General features: G+C 62.3%; 2 protein-coding genes and 1 pseudogene. 1 reads left to right on the top strand and 2 read right to left on the bottom strand.

Annotation, left to right across the window (positions count from 1 at the left end):
* The coding region (locus ENZ74_RS23940) for an MFS transporter (RefSeq protein WP_127313030.1) at positions 1-527 on the bottom strand (527 nt) is incomplete at its 3' end.
* Between the two features lie 354 nt (positions 528-881).
* Between ENZ74_RS23940 and ENZ74_RS23935 the strand changes: the two genes are divergently transcribed.
* On the top strand, positions 882-3,026 hold the full coding sequence (locus ENZ74_RS23935) for a TonB-dependent siderophore receptor (RefSeq protein WP_063169465.1): 2,145 nt from the start codon (positions 882-884) through the stop codon (positions 3,024-3,026).
* An 80-nt stretch (positions 3,027-3,106) separates the two neighbouring features.
* Here the strand turns inward: ENZ74_RS23935 and ENZ74_RS23930 are convergent.
* Positions 3,107-4,176 (bottom strand): annotated as a pseudogene (locus tag ENZ74_RS23930) (NAD-glutamate dehydrogenase domain-containing protein); the annotation flags it as partial.

Here is a 4,176-nt window from a genome sequence, read left to right as displayed (position 1 = left end):
GTCTCCGGCGAACCGGCCAAGCAAGCGACGACGAAGATCAGCGCGATCATGCCGCCGAGATAACCAAGGCCCCAGGCCATGTTGGAGATTCGGCCGATCTCGCTCTTCGGCACCAGGCGCGGCATCATCGAATCGTTGAACACGGTCGAAAACTCGGCCGCGACCGACGCCAGCGAAAAGAATAGCACGACCAGGAAAAGGTTCGAACCGGGGGCCGCGAACCAAAGCATGCAAAGGCAGGTGACCTTGACCGCGGCAAAGAATGCGATCCAGGGCTTGCGCGGGCCGGTCTGGTCGGCAATCGAGCCGAGGATAGGCGACAGCACGGCGATGACAAGACCGGCCGCGGCAATGCCGTAGCCCCAGGCCGCCTGGCCGGTCTCCGGATCGCTCGCCATGCGCGAGACGAAGTAAGGTCCAAAGATGAAGGTCGTCACGACCGTGAAGAACGGCTGCGCCGCCCAGTCGAACAGCATCCATCCCCAGATGCCGCGCCCGGACGCACGCTGCACTGTCTCTACCGTCATCATGATCCCTCGGCACCGGTTCCGTGTCGGGCGCCATGTCTGCATGTTTCATGCGCTCATGCAATGAACGAAGCTCGGTGCCGTACCCTTGACGCTGCCGGGCGTTCACTGTTCGAAAGCCATGCAACCGGCTTTCGTCCGCTTCGCGAACCAAGCCCGTATTTTTCTCGTGGGGGAAGTCGGACCGTAGGTCCGGCGCCGTCCTCCACCCCCTGCTTCGCAACGATTGTCGCCGGCGTGGATCTCTTGATTATTAAGTTGACTCTTTTTGTCCGCTTTGACTAATTGCGCTCGCGCAGGGCCGGAACGGTGACCGGCCGAACTGCTCGAAATTGGTCTGACAGGGAATAAGAGATGACGATTGGTCGACAGGCATTGTTGCGCATTCAGGCAAGGCGATTGATTGCGAGCAGTGCCTTGATAGCGGCATCTTTTGGAATGGTGGGGACCGGCCGGGCCCAGGACGTTTCGCCGGACGATGCAACTCAACTGGAAACGATCGTCGTCACCGGCAAGTCGGACCGCGTTGGCGGGCCCGATCAAACGATCGTCGCCAAGGATACGGCGACCGCCACCAAGACCGATACGCCGATCGTCGACGTTCCCGCCTCGGTTTCAGTTGTAACCCAAAAGGAACTGGAGGCGCGCCATGTCGAAAGCCTCCAGCAGGCCGTGGCCTACACATCCAGCGTCCTCACCGACGAGTTCGGCAACGATGACCGATACGACTATATTCGCATCCGCGGTTTCGACCAGACATCGCTCGGTACCTATCGCGACGGCTTGACGGCGCGCATCCCAGCCTGGTTCACGGCCAGCCGTCTCGAACCTTACGGACTTCAGCGCGTGGAGGTCCTAAAGGGATCGACATCGACGCTTTTTGGTCTCAACGGCCCTGGCGGATTGGTGAACGCCATTACCAAGCGGCCGCTGGACCAGAAGCAGGGGGAGATTTACACGTCCTATGGCGACGGCACCAAGGAGATTGGCGTTGATTTTGGCGGGCCGATCGACCCCGATGGCGTGTGGACCTATCGGCTTACCGGGCTGGCCAAGGATGGCGATCAAGGATGGGATTATTCCAACGACGACCGGCTTTACATCGCACCCGCGTTGACCATCAAGCCCGAGGAAGGAACCTCGCTCACCATCCTGACTGACTATTACAAGCGAGATGGCACAGGCGCACGCGGCACCCCCGCCGGCGCCAATATCGACATCGGCACCTTCCTGGGCGAGCCGGATTTCAACCGCTTCAACACCGAGCAGGTCGATATCGGCTACCAGTTCGAACATGAATTCAACGAGAATCTCACCTTCCGCTCCAATGCCCGCTACACGCATTTGAGCCTCGACTACGCCGAGGTCTACGGCGCGTCGCTTGACCCCACGGCGGACCGCACGGCATTTTCCGTCGGCGGCCTGTCCAACCGCTATGCCTTCGACAATCAGTTGCAATACGATACGGGCTGGGACCGGGTCGCCAGCAAGACGCTTGTCGGCGTCGACTACGCCAACGACAACACCCGCGAAAACATCCTCTTCGGCACTGCCGGCCCCATCGACATCGACAACCCGACCTATTGCGGTCTGTCCTGCATCAACCTCGGCCCCTATGTGAACTGGCGGGTCAAGCAGCAGGCGGTCGGTGTCTATGCCCAGGAGCAATTGACGTTTGACGACCGCTGGATCGTCACCCTGGGCGGGCGCTGGGACCGCGTGCAGACGACAGCTGATTATCTCGACCTGGGAACGCAGGACGACGACACCGCATCGGCCTTCACCAAGCGCGCCGGCCTGACCTACAAATTCACGCCGAACCTCGCGGTCTACGCCAACTATTCGGAAAGCTTCCAGCCGCTCGTGTCGCCAAGCGCCAACGGGTATGCGGTCTCGGGCTCGTTGAAGCCTCAGGAGGGCAAACAGTATGAGGCAGGCATCAAGTACAAGCCCGACGGCTTCGACGGCCTGTTCACAGCCGCGGTCTTCGACCTTACCCAAACCAATGTTCCGACCTATGTCACGCCTGTTGTCCAGCAGCAGATCGGCAAGGTTGGCGTCCGCGGCATCGAACTCGAGGGCAAGGCCGCCATCGCGGAAAACTTGAACCTGACGCTTGCCTATTCCTACTGGGATGCCGAGATCCTGGAAGACGGCATTGGCGGGAATGCCGGCAATCGGCCGCAGCGCGTTCCTCGCCACCTGGCGTCAGCCTGGGTCGACTACACGCTTCCCGAGGAAGGACCGCGTGGCGACCTGACCATCGGCGGTGGCCTGCGCTATATCGGACAAACCTACGGGGATGACGCGAACACCATTTCGATTGGCGGCTACGCACTGGTGGATGCGGCGATTAGCTACAAGATGACCAAGGACGTGACGTTGGCCTTGAACGCAACGAACCTGTTCGACCGGAAGTATCTGACAACCAGCTATTACGGGACCGAATTCTACGGCGACCGGCTGAAAATCGTCGGCACCCTCAAACATTCCTGGTGAGCTTGCTGAACGCCAAGCGCCGATAACATTGGAAAAGGCGCCACACGCACCCGACAACGCGTGTGGCAATCATCGACGGTTCACATCCCCGTCAGATCGCTCATCAGCCCCGACGCCACCGACAGCCGCGACACGGTGATGTCGCCGCCCTCGGTCAACGCCTGCAGCCGCTCGCGGATGCGCGCCACCCGCTCGCCGCCGGCGTCCAGCCAGGCAGCCACCGGATCGGCCGTCTTGGCGTGGCCGGTGAGCGCCGCCACCGCGATGCCGCGCCGTGCCGCATCGATCGTGTCGGTGGCGCGCGAAAGCGCCAGCTGATCGTAGTAGTCCGATGGCGTGATCGAGCGTGCGGCATCCTCGACACGCGGAATGCGGAAGGCATCGCTGACGGCGAAGAACGCCTTGGCCGCGGCGACGATATCGGCGCCGGCGGTGCGCGCCGTCAGCGCGATGTCGGGGATGAGTTCCGCCACCTCGCTCAGTGCCAGCTGCCCGGCCAAGCTTTCCGGCGCGCCGGCCTTGAACAGCCCATGCCGCTTCTCCTCGATGCGCTCGCGTGAAAAGGCCGGCAGCAGCGAAACGAGCTTGGGCTCCAGCGCCTTGCGGGCTTCCTGCAACTCGGCAATGCGCTGGCTGAGGGGTGCCGTGCCGGCATCGTTCTTCAGATACCAGCCGCTGGTCACATAGATCAGCCGGCTGACCATCTGATAGAGATCGAGCTGCACCTGGCCGTCGATCTGGTTGTCGAGCGCGTCGATCTCGCGATAGAGCGCCGGCAAGGCAAAACCGTCACGCACCACCGCGAAGGTCCGCACCACGTCGGCGGCGGTGCGCCCGGTGGCCTCCTGCAGCCGGTTGACGAAGGATGGGCCGCCGCGATTGACCAGATCGTTGGCGACGACCCGTGTGATGATCTCGCGGCGCAGCCTGTGGCCATGGATCTCGGCGGCGTATTTCTTCGCCATCTGGTCGGGAAAATAGCCCATCAGGTCGCGGTCGAAATGCGCGTCATCAGGCACGTCGCTGGCGACGATGTCGGAAAACAGCACAATCTTGGCATAGGCGAGCAGCACGCCGAGTTCGGCTCTGGTCAGCGGTTCGCCACGCGCTTCGCGCTCGGCCAGCGCTGCCGGCGCCGGCAGCGTCTCGA

Origin of the sequence: Mesorhizobium sp. M7A.F.Ca.CA.002.15.2.1, assembly GCF_003998715.1 — a bacterium.
GTDB classification, from domain to species: Bacteria; Pseudomonadota; Alphaproteobacteria; order Rhizobiales; family Rhizobiaceae; genus Mesorhizobium; species Mesorhizobium ciceri.
This window is presented reverse-complemented; position numbering and strand designations above follow the sequence as displayed.

Excerpts from the sequence above, each read along its gene's own strand:
- ENZ74_RS23935 (WP_063169465.1), top strand. The coding sequence starts at position 882 with ATGACGATTGGTCGACAGGCATTGTTGCGCATTCAGGCAAGGCGATTG.